General features: G+C 56.6%; 13 protein-coding genes and 2 pseudogenes. 8 read left to right on the top strand and 7 right to left on the bottom strand.

The window, feature by feature from the left end:
- Nucleotides 1-42: 42 nt before the first annotated feature.
- Both AC4ANK_RS24495 and AC4ANK_RS24490 read right to left on the bottom strand, forming a co-directional pair.
- Nucleotides 43-702 (bottom strand): HD domain-containing protein, encoded by a 660-nt coding sequence (locus AC4ANK_RS24495; RefSeq protein WP_002552088.1) that lies wholly within the window; start codon nucleotides 700-702, stop codon nucleotides 43-45.
- Between the two features lie 65 nt (nucleotides 703-767).
- Entirely contained in the window at nucleotides 768-2789 is a 2022-nt protein-coding gene (locus AC4ANK_RS24490) for an acyltransferase family protein (protein WP_031596646.1), read from the bottom strand.
- 270 nt (nucleotides 2790-3059) lie between these two features.
- Here AC4ANK_RS24490 and AC4ANK_RS24485 point away from each other — a divergent pair, with 270 nt between their 5' ends.
- From AC4ANK_RS24485 to AC4ANK_RS24475, 3 genes are all read left to right on the top strand, one after another.
- The gene (locus AC4ANK_RS24485) at nucleotides 3060-3392 is read left to right on the top strand and encodes a zinc ribbon domain-containing protein YjdM (RefSeq protein ID WP_002552090.1); all 333 of its coding nucleotides are present in this window, start codon (nucleotides 3060-3062) and stop codon (nucleotides 3390-3392) included.
- A gap of 108 nt (nucleotides 3393-3500) precedes the next feature.
- Nucleotides 3501-3935, top strand: coding sequence for a thiol-disulfide oxidoreductase DCC family protein (locus AC4ANK_RS24480; protein ID WP_002552091.1), 435 nt, complete (start codon nucleotides 3501-3503; stop codon nucleotides 3933-3935).
- Nucleotides 3936-4205: 270 nt separating this feature from the next.
- Nucleotides 4206-5414, top strand: a complete 1209-nt coding sequence (locus AC4ANK_RS24475; RefSeq protein ID WP_031596642.1) for a sugar transporter — start codon at nucleotides 4206-4208, stop codon at nucleotides 5412-5414.
- A 66-nt stretch (nucleotides 5415-5480) separates the two neighbouring features.
- On the opposite strand, the gene pcsA is transcribed toward AC4ANK_RS24475, so the two are convergent.
- Together pcsA and AC4ANK_RS24465 are read right to left on the bottom strand one after the other, a co-directional pair.
- The gene (pcsA, locus tag AC4ANK_RS24470; protein ID WP_002552093.1) at nucleotides 5481-6200 is read right to left on the bottom strand and encodes a phosphatidylcholine synthase; all 720 of its coding nucleotides are present in this window, start codon (nucleotides 6198-6200) and stop codon (nucleotides 5481-5483) included.
- Between the two features lie 87 nt (nucleotides 6201-6287).
- Nucleotides 6288-8295, bottom strand: a pseudogene (locus tag AC4ANK_RS24465) (alkaline phosphatase D family protein).
- Between the two features lie 264 nt (nucleotides 8296-8559).
- On the opposite strand from AC4ANK_RS24465, the pseudogene AC4ANK_RS24460 reads away from it, so the two are divergent.
- Both AC4ANK_RS24460 and AC4ANK_RS24455 read left to right on the top strand, forming a co-directional pair.
- Nucleotides 8560-9342 (top strand): annotated as a pseudogene (locus AC4ANK_RS24460) (MCP four helix bundle domain-containing protein); the annotation flags it as partial.
- A complete protein-coding gene (locus AC4ANK_RS24455) occupies nucleotides 9316-10200 on the top strand; it encodes a methyl-accepting chemotaxis protein (RefSeq protein ID WP_404944462.1) in 885 nt (294 codons plus the stop codon). The pseudogene AC4ANK_RS24460 and the gene AC4ANK_RS24455, both read left to right, overlap by 27 nt.
- An 8-nt stretch (nucleotides 10201-10208) precedes the next feature.
- On the opposite strand, the gene AC4ANK_RS24450 is transcribed toward AC4ANK_RS24455, so the two are convergent.
- Together AC4ANK_RS24450 and AC4ANK_RS24445 are read right to left on the bottom strand one after the other, a co-directional pair.
- Complete coding sequence (locus AC4ANK_RS24450; protein WP_002552096.1) at nucleotides 10209-10646, bottom strand: GNAT family N-acetyltransferase; 438 nt, start codon at nucleotides 10644-10646, stop codon at nucleotides 10209-10211.
- Between the two features lie 83 nt (nucleotides 10647-10729).
- The gene (locus AC4ANK_RS24445; protein WP_002552097.1) at nucleotides 10730-11923 is read right to left on the bottom strand and encodes a GGDEF domain-containing protein; all 1194 of its coding nucleotides are present in this window, start codon (nucleotides 11921-11923) and stop codon (nucleotides 10730-10732) included.
- Nucleotides 11924-12178: 255 nt separating this feature from the next.
- Here AC4ANK_RS24445 and AC4ANK_RS24440 point away from each other — a divergent pair, with 255 nt between their 5' ends.
- From AC4ANK_RS24440 to gmd, 3 genes are all read left to right on the top strand, one after another.
- The gene (locus AC4ANK_RS24440) at nucleotides 12179-12928 is read left to right on the top strand and encodes an IS5 family transposase (protein ID WP_460382697.1); all 750 of its coding nucleotides are present in this window, start codon (nucleotides 12179-12181) and stop codon (nucleotides 12926-12928) included.
- A 109-nt stretch (nucleotides 12929-13037) separates the two neighbouring features.
- A complete protein-coding gene (locus AC4ANK_RS24435) occupies nucleotides 13038-13787 on the top strand; it encodes an IS5 family transposase (protein WP_460382697.1) in 750 nt (249 codons plus the stop codon).
- A gap of 264 nt (nucleotides 13788-14051) precedes the next feature.
- Nucleotides 14052-15098 carry a GDP-mannose 4,6-dehydratase gene (gmd, locus tag AC4ANK_RS24430; protein ID WP_002552098.1) on the top strand — a complete coding sequence of 349 codons (1047 nt, stop codon included), beginning with the start codon at nucleotides 14052-14054 and terminating at the stop codon, nucleotides 15096-15098.
- Between the two features lie 87 nt (nucleotides 15099-15185).
- Here gmd and AC4ANK_RS24425 read toward each other — a convergent pair whose 3' ends face one another.
- Nucleotides 15186-16145 carry a GDP-mannose 4,6-dehydratase gene (locus AC4ANK_RS24425; RefSeq protein WP_002552099.1) on the bottom strand — a complete coding sequence of 320 codons (960 nt, stop codon included), beginning with the start codon at nucleotides 16143-16145 and terminating at the stop codon, nucleotides 15186-15188.
- Nucleotides 16146-16240 lie beyond the last annotated feature (95 nt).

Raw genomic sequence — 16240 nt, 5'->3', positions numbered from 1 at the left:
TCTTTATGACATCTGATGTTTATATCGGAAACAGGTAACCCATCATGGCTGAGGCGCGCCGATTTCCTCCATCAGTTCATCCAGAAAACGCTTCAGCCGGTCGTGCCTGATCTTCGCCATCTGTGTCCCGGTGTCGGTTTGAAAGCTGTCGGCGAGGTGCAGCAGCTTGGTATGAAAATGGTCGGAGGCGAAGTTCCTGTCGTCATACGGGCGCTGGCTGGCATGCGGGTCGTTCGGTTCGTAAAGCTGTCTGCCCATCCGCCCTGATACGTAAAAGGTTCGAGCCACGCCGATCATGCCCAGAGAATCCAGGCGGTCGGCGTCCTGCAGAATTCGGGCTTCCAGCGTCAACGGAGTTATCGCCGCCGAGAAACTGTGCGCTTCGATAGCATGGGCAACTGAAGCGATACTTTCTTCGTCCCACCCCATCTCGGTAAGCAATTCGCTGGCCCGTGCTGCCGCCAGTCGCGAAGCGCTGGAGCGAAACGGTGAATCTTTCTCGACCGAAACACAGTCGTGTAACAGCGTGGCAGCGATCAGTACACGGGCATCGCCGCCTTCCCGGTCACGGATAGCGCAGACGTTTTTCCAGACGCGCAGCAAGTGCGAGACGTCGTGCGCGCCATCGATTTTCTCTGCATGAGTGTGCGGGATCAGCAGGCTGGCCAGATCCTGAAACGGGGCGAAGCTGGCGGCGGTCATGCGATGGTCCTCAGGCGTCTGTGCGGGTATCAGCATTACAGACAATGCCGCCCGATAAAACCCTGTCACTGGTCAAGAATATGACTGATCTGACCGGCAAGCAGCCCTGCGCCCTTGGCGTTGAGGTGATTGAAGTCCTTGTAGTACGAGTTCATATCGCCAATCAGGCATTGCTTGTCCTTGCAAAAGGCGTCATCCAGCGTGATCAACCTGATCTGCTTCGCCTGGCTGGCGTGCAGGAACAGCTCGCGAGTGAAGCGTTGCAACAGAGCATGTTTTTCGACTGGCACCGACAGTTCACTGATCCGCTGCAGTTTCTGCGCATCACTGTCCGAGGCGTCCCGGGCCAGGCGGTAGTAGAGACTCTCGGGGTTGATCAATTGCTGCGGCACCTGTGCGACGATGAATACCTCGGTGCCGATATCGCGGTAGGCCTTTATCGTGGTTTCAAGCGCCTGCCGGAACACTGCTCGCGAGGTTTCCCGATTTTTTTCCGGGTGGCTGCGGGAGGTCAGGAAATACTTGCTCATCTTCCGTTCGCCGTAATCGCCGTCGGTGTACAGCGTCCAGCGTGCCACCAGCACGACCTTTTTGATCTGCCGCTGCTTCACGTATTCAAACTCGCGATTGGCCAGCGCCTCGCATACCCCGGCAGGGTAGTTACCCTTGGCGATGTCCACGCCGAGCAAGGGCAGGCAACCGCCCAGACCTATGTGCGCGACGGTTCTGCCCAGATCCCGCGCGGCGGCGTCAAACGTCGATAACGGGGCCTCTGAGTGGCTGTCACCAAACAGAGCCATCTCCGGTACGACGTTGCTGTCGGCAAGACCAAACAGGCAAAAATCGACATTCCAGCCTTGGCTATCAAGGTTCCGGTCGCATTTTTCGCGTATCTGCGGGTCGACAAATGCCTGATGCATCGCCGGATCGACAGCGAAGCGCTGGCTAAAGCCGTTATTGAGATAGCCGACCAGCCCCAGCACGACAAATAGCGTGGAAGCAACGCCTGCCGAGGCGAAGATCTGACGGCGGTTGAATGCACCTGCCTTGCGAAAGGGCTGCTCGACGAAGCGCCAGCTCAGCCAGGCCAGCAGCAGCGAGAGCACGGTCAACGCCAGCATCTGCGGCAGGCCTGGCTCAATCAGGCTGCGCTGACGAGCGAAGGCAAAGACGGGCTGATGCCACAAATAGGCGCTGTAACTGATCATGCCGATCAGGACCGTTACCCGTGAACTCAGCGCGTTGCCGACCCAGGTCTGGCCATTGGCGAAGACAATGATCAATGCCGTACCCAGCACAGGCAGCAGCGCGTTGAGGCCAGGGAAGGGTGTACTGCTGTCGAAACAAACCACGGCATAACCAATCAGCAAAATCCCCAGTAGCGTCGCCGCCTGATCGAGATGGCTGGCGCTATCAACGCTACGCGGGCGCCAGACAAAGTAGAAGGCGATGAACGAGCCCGTCAGCAATTCCCAGGCGCGTGCAGGCAGCAGATAAAAAGCGTTACTGGCGTTATGACGCGCCCCCAGCTCCGCCAGCGCCAGGCTTGCCAGGGCAGCTGCGATCAGCAGCACAATCAGCCACTTGCGACCCATGCTCCAGGCCAGCATCAGTAGCGGTGGGAAAAACAGGTAGTACTGCTCCTCTACCGCGAGCGTCCAGGTGTGCAGCAAGGGTTTGAGTTCAGCGGTTGCGTCGAAATAGCCGCTTTCCAGCCAGAACAGTAGGTTGGAAGAGAAGGTCGGCACCGCCACCAGGCTTTTGGCGAAGTATTTCAGGTCAGACGGATCGAGCGTCAACCACGCGACAGGCAGGCAGACCAGCATCATCACGAACAGCGCCGGCAGAATGCGTCGGGCGCGCCGTTCGTAGAAATCGATCAGCGAGAATCTGCCGCTGAGCATCTGCGCAAGAATGATCGAGGTGATCAGATAGCCAGAGATCACAAAAAAGATGTCGACCCCCACGAATCCACCGCTGAATAACGGCAAACCCGCGTGATACAGGATGACCGGTATCACCGCGAGCGCGCGCAGGCCATCGATTTCGGGTCGATAGCCGAGCGCCGGGTTATGAGGAATGCCCATGAAGTGTGCTCGATACAGGAAGTGGTGAATGGCGGTAAATGCGCGCTGCAATAGCTACCGCCAACGCAGGGCGCAGGCGTTGGGGATGAAGGATCAGAAGGGAATCGAAGGAGAGAGTGATGTATTTTTTAGCTCAGGTATTCGCTCCTGTCCAATGGCTGAAGCCGGTTTATATCGACAGGTTTGCACCAGCGGATCAGCGTCTTCCAACCTGAAAGTGTAAAAGCCCTTTATAATTCATGGTTTTTACCCCTCGATGCGAGAACCATTGTGAGCTTACCGTCCTGCCCGAAATGCAATTCCGAATACACCTACGAAGACGGCAGCCTGCTGATCTGCCCGGAATGCGCCCATGAATGGTCTGCAGACGCTGCTGCAGCCGACGACGTGAAAGTCATCAAGGACTCCACGGGAAATGTGCTGCAGGACGGCGATACCATTACCGTGATCAAGGACCTGAAGGTCAAAGGCTCTTCGCTGGTGGTCAAGGTCGGTACCAAGGTCAAGAACATCCGTCTGGTCGATGGCGACCACGATATCGATTGCAAGATCGACGGCATCGGCGCAATGAAGCTGAAGTCGGAGTTCGTCCGCAAGGTTTGATTCTGTCGGGCAATGGCTTTAGCCTGAACGCCTCGCCGGTCCTTCGACTGGCGGGGCGTTCATGTTTCCGGGCGCGCCAGGGCTGTTTTTCCTGAACAGGTGAATACCGTGCCGACGACTACCCCCGCCCCGTACCTGAAACCCGATGAATGTGTCGTGCTGTTCGATGGCGTCTGCAAACTGTGCAATGGTGTGGTGAAGTTTCTGATTCGCCATGATCCGCACCAGCGTCTGCGCTTGGCCGCCGTACAGTCGGAGCAAGGGCAGGCATTGCTGAAGTGGGCCGGGCTGCCGCTCGACGATTTTCATACCATCGCAGTCATCGTTAACAATCGGGTGTTCGTACGCTCGGATGCCTTTCTGCACATCATGGGGCTGCTGCCTGCGCCTTGGCCGCTGCTGAAAGTGCTGGGTATTTTTCCACGCTTTCTAAGGGACTGGGCCTATAACCGTATCGCGCTCAACCGATATCGCCTGTTCGGGCGCTATGATCACTGTCTGTTGCCGTCGCCCGAGAACCGCCAGCGCTTCCTTGACGGCTGACGACCGGCGGTCATTTGTAAAGTCTGTCATGACTGTACGGGTTGTGATCCACTCTGGCGGTCCGTAGAATTCGTGTCATCTGGCTTCACTCCCCATATCCACAATAATCCACTTTGCACACTGCGCCCGATTCTGAAGGTCGAGCGGAGCGTTTTTGCGTTGGTTTTTCAGTGGGGGGCGAGCCGCGGTTTTCCATACAGGTGTCAGGCGTGCATGTTCATGCGTGGCGATCGGCCTTCGGGTCGGAACATTTTCAGGGCGTTGCGACTCTTGATAACTTCACCTCCAAACGAGCAAGCAGGTAGCTGGCTTGGCGTATTCGCGCTGGCCTTGGCGGCCTTCATTTTCAATACCACCGAGTTCGTGCCGATAGGTCTGCTGAGTAACATCGGCCAGAGCTTCGAGATGACCCCCGCCCAGGTCGGGCTGATGCTCACGATCTATGCCTGGGTTGTGTCGCTGATGTCGTTGCCGATGATGCTGGCGACGCGCAACATCGAGCGCCGCAAGTTGCTGATGTTCGTGTTCGGCCTGTTTGTGGTCAGCCATGTACTCTCCGCAATCTCCCCCAGCTTCGCGATCCTGCTGGTGAGTCGGGTCGGTATCGCCTTTGCACATGCGGTGTTCTGGTCGGTCACGGCGTCGCTGGCCGTGCGCATCGCACCGCCCGGCAAGCAGGTTCAGGCGCTTGGCCTGCTGGCGACCGGTACATCGCTGGCGATGGTGCTGGGTATTCCGCTGGGTCGCGTGCTGGGTGAAGCCCTGGGCTGGCGGACTACCTTTCTGGGCATCGCCGGCATCGCTGCGCTGGTAGTCTTCCTGTTGGCTCGCGCGCTGCCTTTGCTGCCCAGCCAGAACTCCGGCTCGTTGCGCAGCCTGCCGATCCTGTTCAAACGCCCACGGTTAATGGCGATCTACCTACTGACCGCGATTGTGGTGACCGCTCATTTCACCGCCTACAGCTATATCGAGCCGTTCACCCAGACTGTGTCCCGACTCAGCGGCGAAATGACCACGATTCTGCTGCTGGTCTTTGGCGGTGCAGGAATCATGGGCTCGATCATCTTCAGCCTGTTCAGCGACCGCTTCCCTAACGGGCTATTGATCACCGCCATTGGCACGCTGACCGTTTGCCTGCTCATGCTATTGCCACTCTCCGGCGATGCGACAGCGCTCGGCACGCTGACCATTATCTGGGGCATGGCGATCATGTGCTTCGGGCTGACCTTGCAAGCGCGTGTACTCTCGCTGGCACCGGATGCGACCGATGTGGCAATGGCGCTGTTCTCGGGCATCTTCAATATCGGTATTGGTGGCGGTGCGCTGCTCGGCAGCGTGGTCAGCAGCCATCTCGGGGTTGCCAATGTCGGTATTGTCGGCGGCCTGCTGGCCTTGGGCGGGTTGGGGTTGTGCTGCTTTACGACGCATTACTTCGGCAAAATCCCGCCTGCTACCGAGGTGCAGGCCGAGAGCAAATAGGGCGCGCATAAAAAAGCTCGCTGACCGCGCAATGCGATCAGCGAGCTTTTTGTTCTGGCCTCGGCGTCAGGCTTTAAGCCGGCCCAGCCACTCCAGCGACGTTCTCCAGACACAAATTCCGAGAAAATACGCCGACATCGCCAGCCACAGCCCCATGACCACAGGGCCGTTGTGCGGGTGGTTGATGATCAGCAGCGCGCTGGACAACAACCACACGGTGGTGACTGCGATGTTGATCGGCATGAAACGACGCACACGGAACGGGTGCAGAAACTTCATGCGCGTCAGGGTCAGCAATGCCAGGGCGATAATGGTGATAAACGTCAGCCACGGCGCGGGCGACAGAATGTAAAGGCACAGGGCAACTACGTTCCATGCCGCGGGAAAGCCCTGAAAGTAGTTGTCCTTGCTTTTCATGTCGACGTTGCAGAAGCAGAACAGCGACGACACCAGAATCACCGATACGCTGAGCAGCAACGTGTAATCCGGCACCGGTATGTAGCGATAGATGAACAGTGCCGGAATGAACACGTAGGTCAGATAGTCTATGACCAGGTCCAGCACCGAGCCATCGAAGTGCGGCAGTACCGATGTGGTATTGACCTTGCGAGCCAGTGAGCCGTCTACGCCATCCACGATCAGGGCAGCGCCCAGCCACAGCAGGCAGGCTTTGGGTTCGTTGTTGAACAAGGCAATGGTAGCCAGGAACGCAAGGACGACGCCGGTGGCGGTGAAGCCATGCGCGCCCCAAGCGTTGAGTCTGGCTATGCGTTGATTGGTTATCACGGGGGCGCTCTCCAGGAAATAATGCTTGCCAGGGTGTGCCGCAAACCTGACCGGTAGCAACTATCGACCCGGCAATTGCCGATAAGTTTAGCGGTGACTATCCCTTGTTTCCCGGTTACTTTCCAGAAAACCGCGATCTGTGTCAGACCGCTCGTCTCTGGAGTCTTGCGGTTCGACGAAACAGGTAGGCGCGTCACCGTTGGCATTGAGTTGGTTGATCAGGGTCGGCTGGCCCTGTTCATTGAACATTACCTGACCGACACCTGCCGAGTTCCATAAGCGTTCACCGGCCTTGCTGTGCTCGGGCATGCGCGGAACAACCTTCATAAGGCGGCGCTTGGTGAACCAGTTAAGAGGTGAGCGGGGGGAGTATAACCAGCGATTCAGCCGATCAAAAGTGTCCAGCAGACGACGGGGGAATTCATTCTTGATGCCACTGCTGGTGATTTGCCAGATGTGAGGCCCGCCACTGCGCTGACGGATCAGGATTTCGTAGACGAACGAGTAATGCACATCACCCGAGAGGATCACGTAATTGCCTGGGGTTCTGGAATGGCGAAAGATGTTCAGAATGACGTTGGCTGCGCCACGATGCGCCATCCAGTTTTCCGCATCGACCAGCAACGGGTAGCCGCACCAACTGAAGACACGCTGTATCGCCTCAATCAACTTGACGCCGAACACGGGGGCAGGTGACACGATAATCGCCGATTTATGGTCGATCAGCTCCTGTTGCAGTTCACTGAGCGCTTCCCAGTCCAACAGGCCGGACGGGTGATTGAAATTCGATTCACTGCGCCAGCGTCGGGTGCGCGTATCCAGTACCACCAGCGCCGGGCTGGTCGGCAGAACGTAATGCCACTGTTGAAACTTCAGCAAATGATCGATCAGCGCGTCCTGGGCCGTGCTGTCCAGCCAGTTATCCTTGCGCACAGCCGCTGCACTCAGTTCATGTACCTGCCGGACCAGGTCGTTGAGTGCGTCGGGATTGTTACCCCAGCCCTGGCAGAGCAGATAGGCGAGCAGGGCATTGCCGATGATGCGTTTCGAGAAGGGATGGCCGTACGCGGTTTCTTCCCAGTTTGCCGACAGGTTCCAGTCATCGGTGATGTCATGGTCGTCAAAAATCATCATGCACGGCAGGTGAGCCATCGCACGCGCCACGCCCTCAAGCCCCGCAGTGAAATCCTCGACCAGTTGCTGCTCTGGCATAACGCTCGACTTCGTCGGCTTCCAGATGCGGCTTGCCTGGCTCGATCAGGGTCCAGGGCGTGGGTGACCAGACCAGCAGGTACATCGCCACCACTTCCGCCAGAGTGACCAAATGGTTATCCGCGGTGCTGCTGGTAAATACCGGCTTGCTGGTGCCACCAAAGAACCGCTCACGCAGCGTGTCGTTGCTTTTCAGGGCGGGTAGCAGGTCGGCACGCTGGTAATAGCTGGCCGGGTGCGCATAAAGGCTGGTGCTGTCGTCGACAACAGCACCGTCGAGTTGCTCATCGAACAACCCCAGCCGTTCGATCAGCACATGAATGGCGCGCAGCATCGGCCCGGCGACATCGTCGGCGTAGATCTGATCGCCGCTCATCATCAACAGCGCAGGGCGTTGCAACGGGTCCTGGTTGTCGGCCAACAGGCGATCCACGCAGAGCAGACCCTCGGCCGCGCTGTGATGTGGCTTGCGACACGAGCCATGCAAGAGCTGATCAATGCTGCTGCGCACTACGAAATTCGGATAACGGGCACCGTCGTACAGCAGGTGCGGCGCCCACTCGGCGATACCGCCCGGTTCGCCATCTACCAACAGGTCGTAATCGATCCAGGTGTCCAGGGGCAGCTCGGCCTCCAGTTGCAGGTCGATCAGATGAATGAATGCGTGGCGACCTACTGCGACGATCTGGCATTGCTGATCGGTCAGTGAATGGTCGTTGAAGTCATCTGCTGCATTCTCAACGCCATGACGCAGACGCAGTATCAGCTTGAGCGGGCGCGAGCCCACCAGCCACAGTACCAGGCGGCCGGCTTCCTGGCGGCGTAACAGCGGACCGGCAAGGATGGACGGTAATGGACGTTTTTCGGCGGGCGAAGACGGCATCCTGATTCGTGGCTCTGACTGATCGTAGGCGGGAAATACTAACGCAGTCAGTGCGGGAAGTTCTTGTTACACCGCTGGGCCGTTACCTTAAGCCTGTTTCAAAGCATTGCGCCATTAGCCCTGAGCCCTTGGCGGCCAATCGGATGAATGTCACTTCAGTGGTGCTTGATGCTGCCGATAGACGCTTTATACAGAGCCTGAAGCTGCCGGTCCTCGAGCACCGCAGCCCAGCCTCAGCCAGCTGTTAAAACTAGAGATTTCTCCATGAACTGGTTCTACAACGCCAAGCTTTCCACCAAGCTGTTTATCTCATTTGCACTCTGCGCGGTTATCACCCTCGCGGTGGGCATGGTTGCCAGCCGGGGGATCGGTGAGCTTGCCAGCAACCTGAAACTTGCGTTCTCCAACAACCTGGTGTCGGTGTCGAAAACCAACGAGGCCACCATCAATGTTGTCGAGCAGAATCGTGATTTGTATCGCTTGCTTTCGGTCGCCGCCAGCGATGCGTCGCAAAGCGCGAAGGATGAAGTTCTCGCCAGCATGAAAAACAATCGCGCAGAAGCAGAAAAAGCTTACGCGACCTATCGTGCGACACCGCTTGAAGATGACGAGCGCGCTGCAGGTGATCAGATGGACAAGGACTGGCCCGTCTATCAGACGCTGGTCGATCGGGCTGCGGCTGTTGCCTTTTCCGGAGACGTTGCAGCCGCGAGGGCGCTGGTCGAAGGCGACGTTCGCAAGGCCTATCTGACCGTGATGGGTGAGCTGAACATCATAGTCGGCTCCAACAACCGTCAGATAGGCGAAGGTGCAATCGCCGCTGGAAAAACAGAATCATCGGCCAATCTCAATCTGTATATGGGTATCGGCATTGCCTTCGTGGCTGCTTTCCTTTTGGCACTGTTTATCAGTCGTGTGATCAGTTCGCCCATTTCCTCTGCCCTTGTCAGTGCGCAGCGCATTGCCGGTGGCGATTTGACCCAGCCGATCGTCAGCACTCACCGTGATGAAGCAGGCCTGATGCTTACTGCGCTCAGTGATATGCAGAACAGCCTGAAGAGCACTATCGGACAGATCTCCAGCGCTGCCGATCAGCTTGCTTCGGCTGCTGAAGAACTCAATGCCGTTACCGAAGAAGGCAGCCGTGGCCTGACGCGACAGAACGACGAGATTCAATTGGCTGCCACGGCGGTCACCGAAATGACCGCTGCGGTCGAAGAAGTGGCGCGTAACGCCATGTCTACCTCTGACGCCTCAAAGCGGACCAGTACCGAAGCGGCTACCGGGCGTGATCAGGCGCGTGATGCGGTCAGTGCGATCAATAACGTCAGCGCCGAGATCAGCAGCTCCACCTCAATGGTTGAAGAGCTTGCCGGGCGGGTTCGTGAGATTGGTCAGGTGCTGGACGTGATTCGTGGTATCGCCGAACAGACCAACCTGCTGGCCCTCAACGCCGCCATCGAGGCTGCGCGCGCCGGTGAACAGGGCCGCGGCTTTGCCGTGGTGGCCGACGAAGTACGTGCGCTTGCCGCTCGTACTCAGGCGTCCACAGGTGAAATCGAAACCATGATAGGCAGCGTGCAGGCCAGTGCCGATCAGGCTGTGCGAGCCATGGGTAACAGCCGTACCCTCGCCAGCAATACTCAATCCCTGGCTCAGGCCACCGGCCAGTCGCTGGAGCGCATTGCGCAGAGCATTGCCGAAATCAACGATCGCAACATGCTGATTGCTACCGCGTCCGAAGAGCAGTCGCACGTTGCGCGCGAGGTGGATCGCAACCTGATCAACATTCAGGACCTCTCCACCCAGACCGCTGCTGGCGCTCACCAGACCAGCGCTTCAAGTCAGGAGCTGTCTCGTCTGGCGATTTCCTTCAACAACCTGGTAGGCAAGTTCAAGGTCTGACGCAAGCGTCAGGACGCTGATACCGGCAGACGCTTCTGGAAAAAGAAGCGCTTGCTGCCGGGCGGATAGTCGTCAATCTGCCCGAACTCGGTGTAACCGTGGCGGCGATAGAAATCCGGAGCCTGGAAGTCGAAGGTATCCAGCCAGATCCCTGCACAGCCTTTCTCGACCGCAAGATCCTCAGCCATCTGCATCAAACGCGAGCCCATGCCTTGCCCCCGGGTTTGCTCCGGCACCACCAGCAACTCGATGAACAACCATTGATAAAGAATGCGTGCGTGCAGGCCACCGAGAATTTCCCGGGTCTGATCATCGCGAATGAACATCGCCACTTTCTCTGACTTGCCGTCACCCGCTTGCTCGGCGTTAAAGCGCTTCAGTGGTTCCAGAATCGCCAGGCGATCTTCTTCTGTAGGGTTGTTATTGACATCAATGTGAACGCTCATGCGCTGGCTCCTGGCCTTGGTTTGCGCGACGAGCTTAAAGCGGCCTGGATGTGGGGTAAAGCCGGGCCCTGCAAAGCGTCATTTCACGCAAAGCAAACACAGTTACGTCCGGCGCGCTTGGCGGCGTAGAGGGCATTGTCAGCAGCGCTGATCAGGTGGTCGGCAGTGGTCTGCGGCGCGGTTGCACACGCTACCCCCAGGCTTACAGTAACGAACGCGCTTTCGCCCAGCACCGGGTGCGGCAACTTGAGCGCCGCGACAGCGGCCTGCAGGGCGTCGGCCATTTCTCTGGCCTGTCCGGCATCGCCATTCATCAGAACCAGAACCTCTTCACCGCCAAAACGAAACGCCACGGCTCCATTTTCATGCGCGCTTTGCTGGATTTTCTGACAGAGCAACTTGAGGCAGGTATCGCCTTGTGGGTGTCCATAGTTGTCGTTGTAGGATTTGAAGTGATCGATGTCCAGCAGGATGATGGCCACGTCCGCCGGTGTTTTACGCGCGCTTTCCCAAACCGAGGTCATCACTTCGTCCTGATAGCGTCGATTGAACAGGCGGGTCAAACCATCGGTGCGTGCGAACTCCATCAACTGCACTTGCAGCAGGCGTCCGCGAAGCGCGAACAGATAGCTCATGCGGCTGGCGCGCTCCAGAAAATACGAAGCCATTAACAGCAGCGCTACCGTGGAGACGAACAGCACTGCATTGGCCTGCCAGATCACAAAGTCCGCGAAATTGGCAATGTAGGTTGTCACCAACTGGATGATCAGCATGCATGACATCGCGGCGGCTGCATGGCGCAGGGGCAATTGCTGGATCATGGTGCAATAGGCCATGATCAACAGCATGCCCAGTTGATAAAAGATTTGATACGGGCTCTGGCTGTGAATCATCACCAGCATGGGCATGAGCGAGCACAGTACCGTCGCGGTCGCAGCTGTCGTTTCCATTGCCCAGCGAGTGGAAAAGCGTTGCGCCAGCACTAACAGCACAATAAACATCGGCGTGATCAGGCACAGACGCCCCAGCGCCACATAGACAAATACATCCCGCAGAATCAACCAGTCACTGATCAGAAACAGGTTGTAGATCAGGCTGCCACCAATCCCCACCGCCGTCAGAAATTCGCGCCGCTGTGGCCTGGTTTCCGCCTGGTAGCGTCGCTCAAGCACACGGCTGAAGCGCAACGCACCCACACCTGAAGTAATCGTCTGCTCTACCTCCGCAAGGAGTTGTGCATCTTCAGGATTGGGGCGTTCAAGGGCGGAAACGAGCATGTGACACCGGTACATTAACATCGAGAGACATTAGGACATCACGAATGATGTCTTAGTGCTATTAGTGTGTAGTGTGTGGGTCTTGAAGGCGACCGGCGGTTCCTGTCGACTTTCCGGCAAGGCGTCAGGACGACTGCTGTTCTCCTTTTGGTCATCTGCGCTAGGGTCTGTTCCCGTTTCGACGTAACCCATTGATCTCTATGAGAACAGGCCCGTATTGTTGGAGTTCTCACACAACACCAATACGAGCCTGCAATGCCCCGATTAATGCTCAGTGATGAGCACTGGCCGAAGCTTCGAGAAATTTTGCTGCACGAATCGATCTACAACAAGCGAGATTTGCGCACCACGGTTGAAGGCATGCTGTACCGCATGCGTGTGGGTTGCCCTTGGCGAGACCTGCCGAAAGCGTTTGGAAACTGGAGCAAGGTCTACAAGCGGTTCAATGCCTGGTCTGCTTCAGGCAAGTGGGTCAAGGTGCTTGAGGTGCTGATGACCGATCCTGACATGGAGTGGGTTTTCATTGATGGCAGCTATGTAAAGGCTCATCAGCACAGTGCAGGTGCTGCCAGCACGCAGGACCAGGCCATCGGAAAAAGCCGAGCCGGTAACACCAGCAAGATTCACCTGGCTGTAGACGCTTGTGGGCTGCCCATTGCATTTGACGTGACCGGAGGCCAGACCAATGATTGTTCGCAGGCGGCCTCGTTGATTGCCAAGATGCCCAATGCAGAAGTGATCATTGCGGACAAGGGCTACGACACTGAAGCGATACGCGCTCAGGTCGAGCAGCAAGGCAGCAAAGTGGTGATTCCACGAAAGCGCAATTCTCTGAAAGGGAACGCAGATCTGGACAAAGGGTTATATCGCAATCGACATCTCGTAGAAAACGCCTTTGCCCGGTTGAAGCATTTCCGGGCGGCGGCTTCTCGGTTCGACAAACTCAAGAGAAACTATGAAAGCGTCATAGCAATGGCCTGCGCTTTTCTGTGGCTGCCAATGTGAAACGGGAACAGACCCTAGGGTCTGTTCCCGTTTCGACGTAACCCATTGATCTCTATGAGAACAGGCCCGTATTGTTGGAGTTCTCACACAACACCAATACGAGCCTGCAATGCCCCGATTAATGCTCAGTGATGAGCACTGGCCGAAGCTTCGAGAAATTTTGCTGCACGAATCGATCTACAACAAGCGAGATTTGCGCACCACGGTTGAAGGCATGCTGTACCGCATGCGTGTGGGTTGCCCTTGGCGAGACCTGCCGAAAGCGTTTGGAAACTGGAGCAAGGTCTACAAGCGGTTCAATGCCTGGTCTGCTTCAGGCAAGTGGGTCAAGGTGCTTGAGGTGCTGATGACCGATCCTGACATGGAGTGGGTTTTCATTGATGGCAGCTATGTAAAGGCTCATCAGCACAGTGCAGGTGCTGCCAGCACGCAGGACCAGGCCATCGGAAAAAGCCGAGCCGGTAACACCAGCAAGATTCACCTGGCTGTAGACGCTTGTGGGCTGCCCATTGCATTTGACGTGACCGGAGGCCAGACCAATGATTGTTCGCAGGCGGCCTCGTTGATTGCCAAGATGCCCAATGCAGAAGTGATCATTGCGGACAAGGGCTACGACACTGAAGCGATACGCGCTCAGGTCGAGCAGCAAGGCAGCAAAGTGGTGATTCCACGAAAGCGCAATTCTCTGAAAGGGAACGCAGATCTGGACAAAGGGTTATATCGCAATCGACATCTCGTAGAAAACGCCTTTGCCCGGTTGAAGCATTTCCGGGCGGCGGCTTCTCGGTTCGACAAACTCAAGAGAAACTATGAAAGCGTCATAGCAATGGCCTGCGCTTTTCTGTGGCTGCCAATGTGAAACGGGAACAGACCCTAGGGTAACCGCACGGTGAGAGTGGTAAACCGCACGGCCTACTTATCCTGTTCTGATATTTGTTCGGAGCAGCTCGCAAACATAACTTACTGAAAATGACTGCTTGCACATCAGATTCCGCATCTATAGTGATCATATGCTTCGACTCAAGCGCTGTGGGTTGCCTTCGAAGCGAGCGTGCCGAGCGTCATGAATGCACCTCGGCGTAATAAATGAAGTCGCGTCAGCCCGGACCGGAATCCCCTATTTATGAATGCACCTAGAGAATCTGTAATTATCACGGGTATCACTGGCCAGGATGGCGCTTACCTGACTCAGTTGCTGCTGGAAAAAGGTTATACGGTTTACGGCACCTACCGCCGTACCAGCTCGGTCAACTTCTGGCGTCTTGAAGAACTTGGCGTGGCCAGCCATCCGAATTTGCACCTTGTTGAACACGACCTGACTGACTTGAGTGCCAGTATTCGCTTGCTGCAAAAAGCCGAGCCCACCCAGATTTACAACCTGGCGGCGCAGAGCTTTGTTGGTGTTTCCTTCGACCAGCCGATAACGACTGCTGAAATTACCGGCCTGGGCGCAGTCAACCTGCTTGAAGCGATACGCATAGTGAACCCGAAAATACGCTTTTATCAGGCGTCCACTTCTGAAATGTTCGGCAAGGTGCAAGAAGTCCCACAGGTCGAAAGCACCTCGTTCTATCCTCGCAGTCCTTATGGTGTGGCCAAGCTTTACGCGCACTGGATGACGATCAACTATCGGGAGTCGTATGGGATCTTCGGTGTCAGCGGCATTCTGTTCAATCACGAGTCTCCTCTGCGGGGAAAAGAGTTTGTCACCCGCAAAATTACCGATTCTGCCGCACGTATTTCACTGGGTATGTCACAACTTCTGGAATTAGGCAATCTGGATGCCAGACGTGACTGGGGTTTTGCCAAGGAGTATGTCGAAGGCATGTGGCGCATGCTGCAAGCTGATGAGCCCGACTCATTCGTACTGGCCACCCATCGATCCGAAACCGTTCGAGACTTTGTGGCAATGGCCTTCAAGGCTGTCGATATTGACCTGGAGTGGAAAGGTAGCGCAGAGAACGAACAGGGCATTGATGCGGCCACGGGCAAAGCCCTTGTTCAAGTTAACCCAAGATTCTATCGCCCCTCTGAAGTGGAGCTGCTTATCGGCAACCCTGAAAAAGCCAGGAAGGTGCTTGGCTGGGAAGCGAACACTAGTCTCGAGCAGCTATGCCGGTTGATGGTGGATGCCGATCTGAAGCGTAACCAGCAGGGAACATCGTTTTAAGCGTCCCTCTTTCATACTCTAGTAGGTGTAGGGTGGGTGTTTCAGGCGTTGTTGATCGCAACGCCCCTCACGCATAAAACCGGTAGCTCAAGCCGTTGCAGCTATCTCATCGCGCCAGTAATTCAGCAGTGTTGTGAGTGTAGACTGCAGCGTTGTGGTGGGCGTCCAGCCAGTGACTTTCTGGATAGCGGAGTTATCACCGAACGCGCAGGGGATGTCAGATAACCGCATTCGTTCGGGATCGTTTATCACATCGATCCTCTCTGAGCTCAGTGCCATGAGCTGACTCAGTATTGCCTCGATACGGACGGGCTCGCCGCTGCAGATATTCAGGCATTGAGGATAGGCTTCCTGCCTGGTGGCCATGTCCAGCAGGGCGACGTAGGCATTGCACACATCACGCACATCGAGAAAGTCTCGCGCCGCTTGCAAGTTGCCGACTTTCAACTGTGGTGCTTGCTTGCCTGCTTCTATCAAGGCGATCTGACGAGCAAATGACGCGGTCGCGAAATCAGCCGATTGCCTGGCACCAATGTGATTGAACGGACGTACGACAATACCGTTCTGGCCACGACGAAAGTACTCATGAAAGGCCGCTTCGGCGGCAAGTTTGCTGGCGGCATAGGGATTCATGGGTTTGCAGACACTGTTTTCGTCGAGCGCAATACCCTGCTTGAATGCCTCGCCGTAGACTTCCGATGAGCTGACAAACAACACAAATGCCTGAGGGGCCTTGCGTTGCAATGCCTGTAGAAGGTTCACGCTGCCCATGACGTTGGTTTGCCAGGTGGCCAGAGGGTCCTGGAAACTGGTAGGCACATGCGTAATAGCCGCCAAATGCACAACGTGAGTGGGATTTGCCTGAGACACCACTTGCTCAAGGCCAGCGGCGTCGCGAATGTCACAATGCAGCGATTCGGCAGCATAAGCGGAGCGGGGAGAGTCAGGGCTCACCAATGCAACAATATGGTGCCCGGCGTGCTGCAGCTTACGGCACAGCATCTGCCCGACAAAACCGTTTGCACCGGTGATCAGAATGCGTCGCATCATTGAGGGTCCTTAATGGCGTTGCTGCAAGTAAGTGAGTCTAGCAGGCAATAGCTGGTCAGCCCGTTGTGACCTATGGCTCCTGCATTTTGTTT

Source organism: Pseudomonas sp. Pmew2, assembly GCF_058129885.1.
Note: the sequence above shows the minus strand (reverse complement) of the source record. Positions and strands in the feature narration are given on the sequence as shown.